Origin of the sequence: Agrobacterium sp. OT33 (assembly GCF_017313365.1) — a bacterium.
GTDB lineage: Bacteria > Pseudomonadota > Alphaproteobacteria > Rhizobiales > Rhizobiaceae > Agrobacterium > Agrobacterium rhizogenes_A.
In genome coordinates this window covers 1-15,351 of sequence record NZ_JAFLMZ010000004.1, presented here as the reverse complement: position 1 = coordinate 15,351, position 15,351 = coordinate 1, and the positions used below count along the sequence as shown (strand labels likewise).

The 15,351-nt window shown below is 61.0% G+C and carries 15 protein-coding genes; 11 read left to right on the top strand and 4 right to left on the bottom strand.

The genetic code is table 11. The annotated features are described in order from the left end of the window. Position 1 precedes the first annotated feature (1 nt). Entirely contained in the window at positions 2-640 is a 639-nt protein-coding gene (locus JZX88_RS10630) for a bifunctional 2-polyprenyl-6-hydroxyphenol methylase/3-demethylubiquinol 3-O-methyltransferase UbiG (protein ID WP_206913541.1), read from the bottom strand. 84 nt (positions 641-724) lie between these two features. Next, positions 725-1,663 (bottom strand): AraC family transcriptional regulator, encoded by a 939-nt coding sequence (locus tag JZX88_RS10625; protein WP_110760332.1) that lies wholly within the window; start codon positions 1,661-1,663, stop codon positions 725-727. A gap of 181 nt (positions 1,664-1,844) precedes the next feature. Here JZX88_RS10625 and JZX88_RS10620 point away from each other — a divergent pair, with 181 nt between their 5' ends. After that, positions 1,845-3,062 (top strand): MFS transporter, encoded by a 1,218-nt coding sequence (locus tag JZX88_RS10620; RefSeq protein ID WP_065117703.1) that lies wholly within the window; start codon positions 1,845-1,847, stop codon positions 3,060-3,062. Positions 3,063-3,187: 125 nt separating this feature from the next. Here the strand turns inward: JZX88_RS10620 and zigA are convergent, their stop codons facing one another. Next, positions 3,188-4,390, bottom strand: coding sequence for a zinc metallochaperone GTPase ZigA (gene zigA / locus JZX88_RS10615; RefSeq protein ID WP_206913540.1), 1,203 nt, complete (start codon positions 4,388-4,390; stop codon positions 3,188-3,190). Positions 4,391-4,682: 292 nt separating this feature from the next. Here zigA and aztA point away from each other — a divergent pair, with 292 nt between their 5' ends. The 10 genes from aztA (at position 4,683) to JZX88_RS10565 (ending at position 14,552) form a co-directional block, all read left to right on the top strand. Next, a complete protein-coding gene (gene aztA / locus JZX88_RS10610) occupies positions 4,683-5,525 on the top strand; it encodes a zinc ABC transporter ATP-binding protein AztA (protein WP_206913539.1) in 843 nt (280 codons plus the stop codon). Next, complete coding sequence (gene aztB, locus JZX88_RS10605) at positions 5,518-6,384, top strand: zinc ABC transporter permease AztB (protein ID WP_077768092.1); 867 nt, start codon at positions 5,518-5,520, stop codon at positions 6,382-6,384. The genes aztA and aztB overlap by 8 nt, the downstream gene beginning before the upstream one ends. A 29-nt stretch (positions 6,385-6,413) precedes the next feature. Then, on the top strand, positions 6,414-7,439 hold the full coding sequence (gene aztC / locus JZX88_RS10600) for a zinc ABC transporter substrate-binding protein AztC (RefSeq protein WP_206913538.1): 1,026 nt from the start codon (positions 6,414-6,416) through the stop codon (positions 7,437-7,439). Between the two features lie 173 nt (positions 7,440-7,612). Beyond that, the gene (locus tag JZX88_RS10595; RefSeq protein ID WP_206913537.1) at positions 7,613-8,086 is read left to right on the top strand and encodes a ribonuclease H; all 474 of its coding nucleotides are present in this window, start codon (positions 7,613-7,615) and stop codon (positions 8,084-8,086) included. 296 nt (positions 8,087-8,382) lie between these two features. After that, positions 8,383-9,075 carry a FadR/GntR family transcriptional regulator gene (locus tag JZX88_RS10590; RefSeq protein ID WP_048902873.1) on the top strand — a complete coding sequence of 231 codons (693 nt, stop codon included), beginning with the start codon at positions 8,383-8,385 and terminating at the stop codon, positions 9,073-9,075. Next, positions 9,072-10,244, top strand: a complete 1,173-nt coding sequence (locus tag JZX88_RS10585; RefSeq protein WP_206913536.1) for a PLP-dependent transferase — start codon at positions 9,072-9,074, stop codon at positions 10,242-10,244. Before JZX88_RS10590 ends, JZX88_RS10585 begins: the two co-directional genes overlap by 4 nt. A 38-nt stretch (positions 10,245-10,282) precedes the next feature. After that, the gene (locus tag JZX88_RS10580) at positions 10,283-11,542 is read left to right on the top strand and encodes a sugar ABC transporter substrate-binding protein (RefSeq protein ID WP_127758036.1); all 1,260 of its coding nucleotides are present in this window, start codon (positions 10,283-10,285) and stop codon (positions 11,540-11,542) included. A gap of 150 nt (positions 11,543-11,692) precedes the next feature. Then, entirely contained in the window at positions 11,693-12,637 is a 945-nt protein-coding gene (locus JZX88_RS10575; protein WP_003525091.1) for a carbohydrate ABC transporter permease, read from the top strand. A 3-nt stretch (positions 12,638-12,640) separates the two neighbouring features. Next, positions 12,641-13,471 carry a carbohydrate ABC transporter permease gene (locus JZX88_RS10570; protein ID WP_035228147.1) on the top strand — a complete coding sequence of 277 codons (831 nt, stop codon included), beginning with the start codon at positions 12,641-12,643 and terminating at the stop codon, positions 13,469-13,471. 4 nt (positions 13,472-13,475) lie between these two features. Continuing rightward, positions 13,476-14,552 carry an ABC transporter ATP-binding protein gene (locus JZX88_RS10565; RefSeq protein WP_206913534.1) on the top strand — a complete coding sequence of 359 codons (1,077 nt, stop codon included), beginning with the start codon at positions 13,476-13,478 and terminating at the stop codon, positions 14,550-14,552. A gap of 421 nt (positions 14,553-14,973) precedes the next feature. Here JZX88_RS10565 and JZX88_RS10560 read toward each other — a convergent pair. Then, positions 14,974-15,351 (bottom strand): TOBE domain-containing protein (locus JZX88_RS10560; RefSeq protein ID WP_206913532.1); only part of this gene is annotated, 378 nt, incomplete at its 5' end.

Below are 15,351 nucleotides of genomic sequence, written 5' to 3'. Positions count from 1 at the left end.
CTCACCTTTTGCGCGCCACGATATAGGGGCGATTGTCATTGCCCTTTGTCGCGTGGATTTCCGTCGCCAGAATCTCGAAGCCGCCGGCGCTTATATGCCGGCCAAGCTCGGCCGCGTTGAACGCGCCGGCATAGGGCGCCTTGCCGATTGCGCGCATTGCCGGCAGGACAAGGCGGATAAGCGGGTTCATATCGCCGACACAGGGGGTCTTGGTAATGAACAGGCCGTGCGGAGCAAGCAGGGCGTGAATGTGCCGCAGCGTGCCTGGCAGGTCGCGGACCAGATGAAGATAGTTGAAACCCAGTACCGCGTTGAACTGCATGTCGCCCGGCACAAGCGCTTCCGCAGTCGTTGCGTTGAAGGTGAGGTTGTGGAGAGAGCCGGCGGCTTGTTTTCTCTCTTTGGCGATTGCGATCATGTCGGTGGAAATATCCGTCGCATAATAGTCTTTGACACTACCCGCCAGCCGGATCGCCGTCGTCCCGGTGCCGCAGCCCAGTTCCAGTACGTTGTCGTCGGGTTTCAGCAGGGCGCGGGTCCGCTCCAGCGTGCGCGCATATCCGGCCTCGTCTGAAATCCTGCCTTTCGCATATTTCCGTGCTGACCGGTTCCAGAAACGGGCGTCGTCGGCCATGCTCATGGTGGATGCTCCCCGGACGATGCCCTTCCGCTTCAGGCGGATCTGTTTTTCACACAGTATCCTTACCCGGTTTGTCTGAAGCTTTTAAGCCGCATCCTCCAGCCCGGCCGCATCCTTGCGGCGGAACTGGCTGGGTGGCGCGCCGAGCACCCGTTTGAAAGCGCGGCTGAAGGAGGCTTCGGAATCGTAACCGAGCTTTTCCGCAGCGAGCGTCACACGCATGCCTTCGCGCAGCCATAGCCGTGCCTGATGCATGCGCACGCGCACCACATACCGCGCCGGGCTTTCACCCACCACGCGGGTGAAACGTTCTGCGAAACTGGAGCGGGATGCGCCCATCAAGGAGGCAAGCTCTTCCACGCTCCAGTCCTTTTCCGGGGTGAGGTGGATGGCGGCCAGCACCCGCCCGAGTTCGGGATTGCGCACGGCAGCCAGCCAGCCGCTGGAATCGCCGCAGCCATGTTCCACCCAGGTGCGGATCAGGGTCGCGGTCAGCACATCGGCAAGCCTTGCCAGAATGCCGCCGGCGCCGACGCGGTTCAGCTCCACTTCGCGCGCCATGGCTTCCAGCAGGTGGGGAATGGCCGGGTCGCTTTTGGCCAGGTCGCTGGTCAGCATCACATCCGGCATCAGCTGCAGCAGCGGGTGCAGATTGTCCATGTTGAAACGCATGGAAGCGGTAAAGGCCACGGTATCGCCGCCGGCGCTGGCGCATTGCATGTCGAAAATGCCCTGGCAGACTTCCTTTTTGCCGAAACGGTCAAAGGGCGAGGGCGTCACATTCTCCCCGCTGGCAAGCACATGGGCGTGCCCGCGCGGCAGAAGCACGGCATCGCCGCATTTAAGCATCAGCCATTCGCCGGAAGGCTTTCGCAGCTTCGCCTGGCCGACGCCGATAAAATGAAACCGCGCCGCTTCCTGTTCGGGAAAGGCGGTGGCCCAGGGGGTGGCCATGCGGCAGCGGCCATATTCCACGCCGTCAAGCCTCAGACCTCGCAGCATTTCCGTCAGGGCATCATTCATGACATCTCGCAAATTCGGACGATTGGTTAAGGAATACGGATTTTCTAGCATGGAAACGCCGGGGTGTCACGCATAGCTTATGACCATCGATTTGCGGGCGCTGAACCGGCCTCCCAGCGGTTTCATCGTCTTGCCCTTCCATTTCAGGGCGCATTCTGGCAATGCGCATCAGGAGATTTTCATGAATAACCGGACCATAAACGAACTCGAATATGTGCCGCGCAGAAAAGAGCCGGATGCGAAGTGGGCCGCCGTGGTTTCGCTTTCGCTCGGTGTCTTCGGGCTGGTGACGGCGGAATTTCTGCCGGTCAGCCTTCTGACGCCGCTATCGGAAGATCTTGCCATCAGCTCCGGCATTGCCGGGCAATCCATCACCGTCACCGCGCTGGTTGCGGCGGTTGCCGGCCCCGGCGTCGTCATCGGCACACGCGGCATCGACCGCCGCTGGACACTTCTCGGGCTCACCACGCTGCTGATCATTTCCAGCACGCTTGCCGCCTTTGCCAACGGGCTTTTCATGCTGTTTGCATCGCGCGTCCTGCTCGGCATCGGCCTTGGTGGTTTCTGGGCCATGTCGGCGGCGCTGGCGCTGCGGCTCGTGCCGCTCGACAAGATGCCGCGTGCCATGGCCATCATCCTGACAGGGGTTTCGGTCGCCACCGTCTGTGCCGCACCGGTGGGCGCATGGATCGGCGCGACGCTCGGCTGGCGCGCGGCCTTCGTGGTTGCGGGTGTGCTCGGTGTCATCGCACTTGCCGTGCAGCTGCTCACCATTCCGTCTCTGCCGCCGGCCGGCGCACCCGGTCTCTCCACCATGTTCCGGCTGTTGCAGCGGCCGCAGGTCCGGATCGGCCTTCTGACAACGCTGTTCATCGTTGCGGGTCACTTCGCCGGCTTCACCTATGTTCGCCCGTTCCTGGAAGACGTGCCGCAGCTCGGCGTTGAAGCGATCTCCCTCGTTCTTCTGGTTTATGGCATCGGTGGTTTCTTCGGTAATCTCTTCGGCGGTTTCCTTGCCGAGAAGAACACGGCATGGGCCGTGACCTTCGCCGCGACGCTGATTGCCGCGTCAGCCTCCATTCTGGTGATTGCCGGCGCATCTCCCGTCGTTGCGGGTGTCGCCATCGCTTCCTGGGGTTTTGCCTTCGGCGCGCTTCCGGTCAGTGTGCAGAGCTTCATCACCCGCGTGGCTTCGGATGAGGCCGAAAGCGCCGGCGCGCTGCTGCTCACCACCTTCCAGATCGCCATTTCCAGCGGCGCAGTTCTCGGCGGCCTGCTGATCGATCTGCAGGGGGCAACGATGGTCTTCGTCTTCGTGGCAATTTCTGCCCTTCTCGGCGCATCGCTCATGGCGTCGCGCCGCGGTGTGGTGCCGCAGGTAGAGGCATCGCAGGGATAAGAACCCGGCTAAAATAAAAGGCCCGCTTTTGAGCGGGCCTCCGGATAGGAGCCGCGTAACGCGGCTCTTTTTTGTGGGTGACGGGCAGGGGAGCGCTGGATGTACAGCACACCGCCCCGGTCCTGTCAGGCGGCCTGTCTGTCCCAATTGGCGAAGGGGTCCGGCAGGTGTCGCCATGCGTCGGGCGTGAAGGCTTCGGTGTCGATCAGGCAGGCGTCGAGCTGGGCGCGAATGCGGGCCTCGCTCATCGGGTCGGAGCCGATGAAGACGATTTCCTGCCGCCGGTCGCCGAAGACCGGGTCGAGATAGGGCTTCATCATGTCGATAAACTGTTTTTCACGCGGCCATTGCTCCTTGGGCACGGCGGACCACCACAGACCCATCTTGCCGGTGCGGACCAATGCGCCCGCCTGGCTGATCTCGCCGACATAACGTGGCCGTGTCGCCAGCCAGAAGAAGCCCTTGGCGCGCACCACCCCCGGCCAGGCACGATCGATAAAGCGCTGGAACAGCACGGGGTCGAACGGTTTTTTGGCGCGGTAAACGAAGGAGCGGATGCCATATTCCTCGGTTTCGGGAATGTGGTCCTTGAAGCCGTGCAGTTCCTTGAACCACAGGGGATGTTCTTCGGCCCTGGCGAAATCGAAGCGACTGGTGCCGAGCACCTCCTTCAGTTCCACCCTGCCGAAATCCGCCTCGATGAGTTTCGCATCCGGGTTCAGCCCGACGATGATCTTGCGGGCCGCATCCCGCTCCTCGGGCGTGGCGGTGCCGATCTTGTTGAGGACGACCACATCGGCAAATTCGATCTGCTCGACCAGAAGGTCGACGATGGTGCGGTTGTCGCCATCACCCGCCGTTTCGCCCCGGTCGGCCAGAAAATCGGATGAACCGTAATCATTGAGAAGATTGGCGGCATCCACCACCGTCACCATCGTATCCAGCTGCGCGACATCAGACAGGCTGCGACCGTTCTCGTCACGGAAATCGAAGGTGGCGGCCACGGGAAGCGGCTCGGCGATGCCGGTGGATTCAATCAGCAGATAATCGAAGCGGCCCTGTTCGGCGAGCGCACGGACCTCGGTCAAGAGGTCGTCGCGCAGCGTGCAACAGATGCAGCCATTGGTCATTTCCACCAACTGTTCCTCGGTGCGCGAGAGATTGGCGCCGCCATCCCGCACCAGCGCCGCATCGATATTGATTTCACTCATATCGTTGACGATCAACGCCACGCGCAGGCCATCACGATTGGCAAGGATGTGGTTGAGAAGGGTGGTTTTGCCAGCGCCTAAAAAGCCGGAGAGGACGGTGACGGGGAGTTTTTTCATGGGGACCTCGTTCTGTGGCAACAGTCGCGTGGGCGTTATGACGACCACGGCAGGCGATCTGGAAGCGGAGGATTTTTGGAGTGCCGGTTCCAGTTACGTAATAACATTACATATGTGCAACATGTCAACGGGCTTTGGAAAAAAAGCATCTCGGAGGCGTGAGGTCTCTGCCCACCAGCGTGCCGCTCTGACTTTCCAATAGTTAATGTTATTTCATTACGTATTCGTTTGACGAATGTAATAACATTACATATCAAGGGTCCTCGAATGAAACCCTGCCCAGGAGGGATCGATGAGCGATCCGTGCCTCACCTTCACAAATCTGACGCTTGGATATGCCGGCCGCGCGGCCGTGCATCATCTGGATGGCGATATCACCAAGGGATCGCTCACCGCGGTTGTCGGCGCCAATGGCTCGGGCAAATCGACGCTGATGAAGGGTATCGCCGGCATCTTGAAACCGCTCGGCGGTGAGTGCCGGATCAGCGCAGGCATTTCCGTCACCTATCTGCCGCAGCAGTCGGAACTCGACAGGTCGTTCCCGGCTCAGGTGCGCGATCTCGTTGCGCTGGGTCTCTGGCCCAGGCGCGGCCTGCTTGGCCGCCACCGTTCTGAGGACAAAGCGGCGATGGGCCGGGTGATGGAAGCGGTCGGGCTTTCCGGCTTTGAAAAGCGCAATATAGATTCGCTCTCCGGTGGCCAGATGCAGCGTGCCCTGTTCGCCCGCGCCATGTTGCAGGACGCGCAGTTGATCCTGCTGGACGAACCCTTCAATGCCGTTGATGAGCGCACCGTCACCGATCTTCTGGTGCTGATCAAGGCATGGGTCGCGGAAGGACGCACGGTGCTCGCCGTCCTGCATGACCATCAGCTGGTGCGGCAGCATTTTCCCCAGACCCTGTTTCTGGCGCGACGTCTCGTGGGCCTCGGCCCGACAGCCGATGTCCTTAAGCCGGAAAACATGCGTCAGGCGCGGCATTTCCACGAGGCATGGGAGGAAAATGCACCGTGGTGCGCGCCGGGCGATGCGCCAGTGACCAATGCACCGGCGACCGATGCGTTCGATGCAGGCCCACGGGCGGCGTCATCCCATTCCCACATCCACTCCCACGCAAATTCGAATGCCCATGGCTGATTTCTTCATCGAACCCTTCGTTCAATATGTCTTCATGCAGCGGGCGCTTGCCGGCGCCTTGATCCTTGCCATCAGCTGCGGGCCGGTCGGGGTGTTCCTGATGCTGCGGCGCATGAGCCTTACGGGCGATGCCATGTCGCACGCCATCCTGCCGGGGGCGGCCGTCGGCTTTCTGTTTTACGGGCTGGAAATCCTGCCGATGACGATTGGCGGGCTGGTGGTCGGCCTCGTGGTGGCGCTGGGTGCCGGCGCGGTATCGCGTTTCACCGTCCAGAAGGAAGACGCCTCGCTTGCCGCCTTTTATCTGATTTCACTGGCGCTCGGCGTGCTGCTCGTTTCGTGGCGCGGCTCCAGCGTCGATCTCATGCATGTGCTGTTCGGCACCGTGCTGGCGCTGAACAACGAGGCGCTCAGCCTCATCAGCGGCATCTGCATCGTGACGCTGGTGGTGATGATCACCTTCTGGCGGGCGCTTCTGGCGGAATGCCTCGATCCCCTGTTCCTGCGCTCGGTCAGCAACTGGGGCAGCCCGGTGCATTTCCTCTTCCTCGCCATTGTCGTGCTCAATCTGGTTGGTGGCTTTCAGGCGCTCGGAACGCTGCTTTCGGTCGGCCTGATGATGTTGCCCGCCGCCGCCAGCCGGTTCTGGTCCAACCGCGTGGCGCCCATGTGCTTCATCTCGATCGGCATCGGCATGGTTTCCTGCTTTGCCGGCCTCATCCTGTCCTATCACGCGTCGCTGCCATCCGGCCCGGCGATCATCCTTTCGGCGGGCGTCATCTATGCGCTCTCCATTCTCGTCGGCACGCGCGGCTTGCTCGGCGATCTTCTCGGTTCCGGCCGCCACAGAACGGCCTGAAAACAGCGTTCGAAAAAAGGAGAACCTTCATGTTCAGAACCCTCCGTCTTGCCACCTGCGCAAGCCTTCTTACCCTTTCCCCGGTCCTGATGGCGCAGGCTTCGGCTGCCGAACTCAAGGTCGTGGCCAGTTTCTCGATTATCGCCGATTTCGCCAAAAATGTCGGCGGTGACCGCGTCGAGATCACCACGCTCGTGGGTCCGGATGGCGATGCGCATGTCTATGAGCCGCGTCCGGCCGATGCGGTTGCCGTCAGCAAGGCTGGCGTCGTGCTGGTCAATGGCCTGGAATTTGAAGGCTTCCTGAAGCGGCTGATCGACACCAGCGGCACCAAGGCGCCGGTTTTTGAACTGACCAAGGGTGTCGAGCCGTTGAAACTTTCCGAAGAGCCGGCCGGCCATGCCCATCCGGAAGCGGAAGAAGAGGAAGGCCACGACCACAAGGCTGAAGAAGCCGGCCACAGCCACGAAACCGCCGAGGCCCACGATCACGACCACGGCCATGAAGGTCACCACCATCACGGTGAATTTGACCCGCATGCCTGGCAGTCGATCAAGAACGCGGAAATCTATGTGAAGAACATTGCCGGCGCATTTTGCGAGGTCGACAAGGCCGGTTGCGCCACATACACCGCCAATTCCGATGCCTATATCGCCAAGCTTGCCGCTCTGAACGAGAAGGTGAAGACCGAGATCGCCGCCATCCCGCCGGAAAAGCGCGTCATCATCACCTCGCATGACGCCTTCGGTTATTTCGAGCACGCTTATGGACTGAACTTCCTGGCGCCCGAGGGCATCTCGACGGAATCCGAAGCTTCGGCCGCCGATGTCGCCAAGCTCGTGGATCAGGTCAAACACGACAAGGCTTCGGCGATCTTCGTCGAAAACATCACCGACAAGCGGCTGATCGACCAGATCGCCAGCGAAACCGGCCTGAAGGTCGGCGGCACGCTCTATTCCGACGCGCTTTCCACCGCCGATGGCCCGGCCGCGACCTATATCGACATGATCAACCACAATATCCAGACCATCAAGGCGGCTGTGCTCAGCCAGTAAAACGGACAGTTCCGGCGTGAATTTTGGGGAGGGTGGCATGCGCTGCCCTCTCTGCTTTTGTGTTGCTCCCCCTGCCGCCTGCCGAGGAACGCGAGGCGGCACCGGAACGAAAGGGTCCCTTCGCAATCGCCTGTTCCTTTGGCGATTTCCATTTCGGTGTTACACACCTCTTCATGTCCGATGCGCTTCACATCTTCACCGACGGCTCCTTCGACGATGCCACCCGATCCGGAGGATGGGCGTTCGTCGTTCATGAAGAAGGTGGCCAGGTCCATTGCGCCTCAGGCAAGACGTTTGGCACATCAAACAATACTTTCGAGGTCCTCGCTGTCCTGAACGCAATGTCCTGGATCGCCGCCGAGGCGCCAACGCGAACCGTCACGCTCTGGACGGATGCCGTTCATGTGATTGAGGGCTGCCGCCGTTATCGGGCGATCTGGCGCAACAACGGCTGGAAGCGGAACACGCCTAACCAGCGCACCCGCCGAAGGCCTATCCCCGACAGGGAAATCTGGCAGCAGCTCGACAGCCTGCTCGAGCGGCATCCCCATGTGGCTGTGGAATGGTGCAAAGGGCATTCCGGCACAGCCGGCAATGAACATGCCGATGCATTGGCGCGTGGTGTCGCCCGTGTGACGGCGACTTAGCGGGCGGGCGTCAGTTGCCGTCATGCGGCGCGTAAAATGGTTGATTTCAGCCGTCCCCGGTCCCGACATCTTTCCTATCGAACGGTTGCGCCGATACTTTTTACCGGACCGTCAACCCATTTGCTCACGAGCGGCCGCCTGAATCGTTTCGGGAATTTAGAGGTCGTTGCGTCCGCCATGTCGGGAGAGTGGCACATCACTCTTCGTTGGCGGTTGACAATCAATTTGCCGTTTGAAATGGTAAGATGTCAGACCAATTTAGAGGATGCATCTTGGACAGGTCCAGCCGGGAATTCATGCAGCCGATTCCGCCGAGCGACCGCGTGCGCCAGGTCGAGGCTGCGCTTTCCGACTATGTCGAGCGGGCGGGGCTGAAGGCCGGAGACCGGCTGCCGGCGGAGCGGGAACTGATGGCGGCGCTGGGTGTCGGCCGGTCCACCATCCGCGAAGTCATCCGCAAGTTTCAGGCGCTCGGTGTCATCGATAGCCGCAAGGGCAGCGGCAATTATCTGCTGAAGCCGATTTCCGCCGCCACCGTGCATATGCCGATTTCCATCGATGCCGAAAGCCTGCGCGATGCGCTGCTGATGACGCTGGAAGTGCGGCGCGGCATCGAGGTGGAAGCCTCCATGGCGGCTGCGCGCCGCCGCACGGCAGACGATATCGCCACGATGGAAGCGCGGCTTGACGAGATGGAGCGGGTGCATCTGGCCGAGGGAACCTCCGGCAAGGCCGACCTTGCCTTCCATCTGTCGATCTACGATGCCACCCATAATACGCTGTTCAAGCAGCTTCTGGAGCAGATGCGCGAAGGTTTCGAACGCTTCTGGTCGAAGCCGTTCGACCGCCCGGATTTTGCCGGCCGCTCCTTTCCCTTTCACCGCACGCTGTTCAACGCCATCGCCGCCGGTGATGCGGAGACCGCCCGTGAAGAAACACTGAAAATCCTCGCCGTCGTCGAGGAGGATATCAAGGACATGTCGAAATGAACCATGGCAACGATCTCTTCGATCCCGCCTCATTTATCGTTGCGCATGACGAGGCCCACGCCTTCGAAGCCGTGGTGCCGCCCATCGTGCAGACCTCGCTTTTCACCTTTTCCAGCTATGACGAAATGGTCTCCACCTATCGCGGCGAAAAGGTGCGGCCGGTCTATACGCGCGGGCTGAACCCCACCGTGCGGCTGTTTGAGGAGATGCTGGCGAAGCTGGAAGGTGCCGAAGATGCGCTCGGTTTTGCAAGCGGCATGTCGGCCATTTCCTCCACCGTGCTCTCCTTCGTTTCGCCGGGTGACCGGATCGTCGCCGTGCGCCATGTCTATCCCGATGCATTCCGCCTGTTCGGCACCTTCATGCGGCGCATGAATATCGAGGTGACCTATGTCGACGGCCGTGATGAGGCGGCGGTTGAAAAGGCGATGCCGGGCGCAAAGCTGTTTTACATGGAAAGCCCGACGAGCTGGGTGATGGAAGCCCATGATGTGGGTGCGCTGGCCGCCATCGGCAAGCGGCATGGCGCCGTCACCGTCATCGACAACTCCTGGGCAAGCCCGGTCTTCCAGCAGCCGATCTCGCTCGGCGTGGATCTCGTCGTGCATTCGGCCTCGAAATATCTGGGCGGCCATAGCGATGTGGTCTCCGGCGTGGTGGCCGGTTCGAAGGCGATGATCGACCGTATCCGGGCGGAAACCTATCCCTATCTCGGCGGCAAGATGTCGCCCTTCGATGCCTGGCTGCTCATTCGCGGGCTTCGCACGCTGCCGCTGCGCATGAAGGCGCATCAGGCCTCGGCGCTTGAGATCGCAACCCGCCTGCAGGCACTGGATGTGGTGGAGAAGGTCTGCCATCCGGGGCTGGCGAACCGCCTGCCGCCCGGCCTTCACGGCACGTCGGGCCTGTTTTCCTTCATCTTTAGGGAAGGGGTGGATGTGCGCGCTTTTGCCGACCGCCTCAAGCTTTTCAAACTGGGTGTTTCCTGGGGCGGGCATGAAAGCCTGATCGTCCCCGGCGAAGTGGTGCTCGAACAGAAGGCGCAGCCAAACTCCGCCCACACCTTCGGCATCAGCGCGCGTTCGGTGCGCCTGCATGTCGGGCTGGAGGGCACGGAAGCCCTCTGGAACGATCTCGAACCCGCGATCAAGGCGGCCTCCGCCGCCTGACGCGTTTTTAAACTGACGACAAAAAAGGGGAGAACGACATGAAAAAACTGGTAACAGCAGCAATCTTCACCGCCCTGATGACCGGAACGGCGCTGGCGGACACGACCTTGAAACTGGTCGAGGTCATCACAAGTCCCGAGCGGACGGAAACGCTGAAAGGCATCGTCTCGAAATTCGAGGCCGCCAATCCCGGCACCAAGGTGGAAATCATCTCCCTGCCGTGGAGCGAAGCCTTCCAGAAATTCGCCACCATGGTCTCGGCCGGCGATGTGCCTGACGTGATGGAAATGCCCGACACATGGCTGTCGCTTTATGCCAATAACGGCATGCTGGAGAGCCTTGAGCCCTATCTTGCCAAATGGGAGCATACCGCGGGCCTGAGCGAGCGCACGCTGGAACTCGGCCGCGATGTCAAGGACACGGCCTATATGCTGCCCTATGGTTTCTACCTGCGCGCCATGTTCTACAACAAGAAACTGCTGGCCGAAGCCGGCGTGAAGGAGCCGCCGAAGACCCTTGAGGAATTTGCCGATGCCTCCAAGAAGGTCGCAGCCCTTCCCGGCAAATCTGGCTACTGCCTGCGCGGCGGCCCGGGCGGCCTTAACGGCTGGGTCATGTTCGGCGCATCCATGGCCGGTTCGAACGAGTTCTTCACCAAGGACGGCACCTCCACCTTCGACAGCCCCGGCTGGGTGAAGGGCCTGACCTATGTGATCGATCTCTACAAGAACGGTTACGCGCCAAAGGACAGCGTCAACTGGGGCTTCAACGAGATCGTCGCCGGCTTTTATTCCGGCACCTGCGCCTTCCTCGATCAGGACCCGGATGCGCTGATCGCCATTGCCCAGCGTATGAAGCCGGAAGATTTCGGCGTTATGACCATGCCCAAGGGCCCCGACGGCAAGACCTTCCCGACGATTGGTTTCGCCGGCTGGTCGATGATGTCGAAATCCGAAAACAAGGACCTTTCCTGGAAGCTGATCGAGACGCTCGAAGGGCCGGAAGGCAATATCGAGTGGAACAAGAAGACCGGCGCGCTGCCGGTGCACAAGTCGGCGGAGAAGGACCCCTTCTATGCCAGCGAGCAGTTCAAGGGCTGGTTCGACGAACTGGCCGACAAGAACGCCGTACCGACGACGATGCCGACCTATCTTGAGGAATTCGCCTTCTTCAAGGATTCGCTTGTGATCAAGACATCGCAGGAAGCGCTGCTCGGCGACATCACGCCGGAAGACCTTGCCAAGCAATGGGCTGATTACATGACCAAGGCGCAGCAGAAGTTCCTGGCCTCGAAGTAACGACATTGACCGGCCGTGCGGGCGCACATGCCCGTGCGGCGGTCTTGCCGGCCTTCGCTGCGACAGGCCTTTTCGTCGCAATTTTTCGGATCGGTAAGCCGTGAGGCTGGAAAACCCGTCCGTTCCGTCGTCCGATCAGGGAGCGATACAATGTCCTATGCCCATGGCGCCGGGCCGGTGGCTGCGCGCAAACCGGCCGGCAAGCCTGCGATGCGGCGGTTTGCCGATTGGGCCGAACCGTGGCTTTACAGCGCGCCCGTGCTGGTGCTCATCGTCGCCGTCATGCTGGTGCCGCTGGTGCTTGGCCTCTCCTATGCCTTTCGCGATGTGCAGCTGCTCAATCCGTTTTCCGGCGGTTTCGTTGGCCTCAAACATCTGGAGGCTCTGTCGCAGGATGCGGCCTTTTACCGGGCGCTGAAAAACACGCTGTGGTGGACGGGCGCTTCGGTTTTCCTGCAATTCTTCTTCGGCCTCATTCTGGCGCTGCTGCTCGATAAACCCTTCGCGGGCAGGGGGCTGGCGCAGGCGCTGGTGTTCCTGCCATGGGCCGTGCCGACCTTCCTTGCCGGTCTCAACTGGGCATGGTTGTTCAACCCGGTCATCGGGCCGTTACCGCACTGGATGGTCTCGCTCGGGCTGTTATCCGCACCCAACAATATCCTCGCCGATCCGCAGCTTGCCATGTGGGGGCCGATCATCGCCAATGTCTGGTGGGGCATTCCCTTCTTCGCCATCACCTTGCTTGCGGCACTTCAGGCCATCCCGCGCGATCTTTACGAGGCGGCGGAAATCGACGGCGCAAACCCGTTGCAGCGTTTCACCTCCATCACCCTGCCGTTTCTGGCGCCCACCATCGCCATCACCATCCTGCTGCGCACCGTCTGGATCGCCAATTTTGCCGATCTCATCATCGTCATGACCAATGGCGGGCCGGCCGACCGCACGCAGATCGTCGCCAGCTACATCTTCACCCAGGCCTTCCGGCGTCTGGATTTCGGTTATGCCTCGGCCATTGCGCTGGTCCTGCTGGTGCTGCTGCTTGCCTATTCCATGCTGATCGTGCTGCTGCGCCAGCGCCTGATCGAGAAGGACTGACCGATGACCTCAAGGATATTTCTCACCCTTGCCCATCGTCTGGCGATCCTTGCCTATATCGCCTTTGCACTGTTCCCGCTGTTCTGGCTGCTCAAGGTGTCCGTCACGCCGAATGATCTGCTCTATAGCGAAGGTGTGAGGATGTGGCCATCGCGGGCGACCTGGGATCATTATCGTTTCGTCATAGAAAACAGTGCCTTCCCGACGTTTTTTAAAAACAGCGTCATCGTCGCGGGCTCCACGGCAATTGCCGTGACGATACTCTCGTCGCTGTCGGGTTACGCGCTGTCACGCTTCCGTTTCAAGGGCAAATACTGGATCGTGGCGCTAATGCTGATCACCCAGATGTTTCCGCTGGTCATGCTGGTCGCGCCGATCTTCAAGATGCTGTCGCCGCTCGGCCTCACCAACAGCCTGACGGGCCTCGTCATCGTCTACACCGCCTTCAACGTGCCTTTTGCCACCTTCCTGATGCAGTCGTTCTTCGATGGCATTCCGAAGGATCTGGAAGAGGCGGCGATGATTGACGGGGCGAGCCGGTTTACGGCCTTCCGCCAGATCATCCTGCCGCTGACGCTGCCGGGCATTGCCGCGACGCTCGGTTTCGTCTTCACCGCCGCGTGGAGCGAGCTTCTGTTTGCGCTGATGCTGATTTCCGGCAACCAGAGCGCCACCTTCCCGGTTGGTCTTCTGACCTTCGTTTCGAAATTCTCCGTCGATTTCGGGCAGATGATGGCGGCGGGCGTTCTGGCGCTCATTCCGGCCTGCCTCTTCTTCCTGCTCATTCAACGTTATCTCGTGCAGGGCCTGACGGCCGGCGCGGTGAAAGGATAATCCCATGGCTTCCATCGAGCTGAAGAATGTCGGCAAGACCTATGGCGACCTCGCCGTGCTGCATGGCGTCGATCTTGATATCAGGGATGGCGAGTTCATCGTCCTCGTCGGTCCCTCCGGCTGCGGAAAATCGACGCTGCTGCGCATGATCGCCGGCCTTGAAGAGATAACATCCGGCGACCTGTCCATCGATGGCGAACGCGTCAATGATCGCCGGCCGAAGGATCGCGATATCGCCATGGTGTTCCAGTCCTATGCGCTCTATCCGCATATGAGCGTTGCCGACAATATGAGCTATAGCCTGCGCCTGCGCCGCAGCCCGAAAGAAACCATCGCGGCGGCGGTGGCCGGTGCTTCCGCGAAACTTGGCCTCGATCCCTATCTCGCCCGCCGTCCGAAGGCGCTCTCCGGTGGCCAGCGTCAGCGCGTCGCCATGGGCCGCGCCATCGTGCGCCAGCCAAAAGCCTTCCTGTTCGATGAGCCGCTGTCCAACCTCGATGCCCGGCTGCGCGAGCAGATGCGCGCTGAAATCAAGCGCATGCATGCCGATCTCGGGGCCACCTCGGTTTATGTCACCCACGACCAGATCGAGGCGATGACGCTTGCCTCGCGCATCGTCGCCATGAATGCCGGCCATGTGCAGCAGATCGGCGCACCGCTCGATCTTTACGACCGCCCCGCCAATCTCTTTGTCGCCGGTTTCATCGGTTCGCCCGGCATGAATTTCCTCGAAGGACGGCTCGTGCAGGAGAATGGCGGCGGTTTCGTCGTGCTGGGTGACGGCACGCGCTTTGCGCTTGGCCGGGAAGTGGACCTCGCTGATGGCGAGCCGGTCACGCTCGGCATCCGCCCGGAACATGTCACTGTTGCGCCGGCTGAAGGCGGTGTGGAGGCAACCGTCGATCTGGTCGAGCCGACCGGCCTCGGCGTCATCCTGCACCTCACCGTGCATGGATTGCCGTTCAAGCTGTTTTCATCAGACCGGGCATTGTTGCAGCCGGGTAAATCCCTGCGGGTCGGTTTCCCGCAGGAAAGGCTGCATGTCTTTGATCGGAATGGTGTGAGGATCGGGGAGGCGTGAGGCTTCATATAGTACTCGGCGGGAGGGTTTCCTGTGCCGTTGTATGCCCCGTCCGTCATTTTGGCGAAAGCCGGAGACGTTGAGAACCTTCGCAAACGCGCCAACCGTGGCATCAGATTGCCCTTCGGTCGTCTATTGTGGAGGCTTCGGCTGGATGTGAGCTTTCACAGGATTTTTCGTTCACGCGGACCCGCAGGCGCGTGGGGCTTACCCCCCTCTGCCCTGCCGGGCATCTCCCCCTCAAGGGGGGAGATCGGCAAGAGGCTCTTTCATCGCTTCATTCGCAAACTTCGAGATGTACGAGACTTTGCCGCAGATCGATCTCCCCCCTTGAGGGGGAGATGCCCGGCAGGGCAGAGGGGGGTAAGCCCCACGCGCCTGCGGGTCCGCTGTGAATGAAAAACCTTGTGAAAGCCAGCACCTAGATCGCCACCCCCTTGTCATCGAACCTGTGTATCTTGGTCTCGTCCGGGGTGATGAAGACGGTATCGCCATGCCTGCATTCGAACTCGCCATCGGTCCTTGCTGTGATCGGGCCGATACCTGACACCTCGAGATGCAGGAAGGTATCCGATCCGAGATGTTCGGCGACGGTGACCTTGCCCTGCCACAGCCCGCTTTCCTTCGACAGCAGCAGATGCTCCGGCCGCACGCCGGCGGTGGTGGCATTCTTGCTGCGGGCAAAGTCGCCGGTGATCAGGTTCATGCGCGGCGAACCGATGAAGCCGGCGACGAAGAGGTTGGCGGGGGTGCGGTAAAGCTCCATCGGCGAACCGACCTGCTCGATATTGCCGCGGTT